This is a genomic window from Pseudomonas sp. 10B238, assembly GCF_000970615.1.
GTDB lineage: Bacteria > Pseudomonadota > Gammaproteobacteria > Pseudomonadales > Pseudomonadaceae > Stutzerimonas.
The window spans coordinates 1-335 of the sequence record NZ_KQ033995.1 but is presented as its reverse complement, the minus strand read 5'-3'; the positions used below and the strand labels follow the sequence as shown (position 1 = coordinate 335).

1 protein-coding gene is annotated in these 335 nt (G+C 52.8%); it reads left to right on the top strand.

The features are described from left to right. Positions 1-248, top strand: a 248-nt coding sequence (locus tag RT21_RS22945; protein WP_082082216.1) for a hypothetical protein, incomplete at its 5' end; no start/stop codon positions are given. Between the last annotated feature and the right edge of the window lie 87 nt (positions 249-335).

Below are 335 nucleotides of genomic sequence, written 5' to 3'. Positions count from 1 at the left end.
TGCTGGGCGTAATGAATATGTCAGCTGCGTTTGCAGAGCAAAAGCATGATCAGCACAAGCAATCATCGGCTTCATCGCAGAATCCAGGCAACAAGCCGGCATCTCAGACACAAGGCACCTCTAACTCAAAAATGAACCACGACGACATGGATCATGGCTCGATGGACCATGGAGAAATGGAGCACGGCAAGATGGATCATGACCCCAAGGCCACTGATACTGAGGTGGATTCGCACCATGACCACTAGACCTTCTCGCTTTGCTCTGATTGCGCTCGGAGTTTCGTTGAGCGCAGCGGCTGGAGGGACAGCCAACGCTGCCGAGATGATGGATCA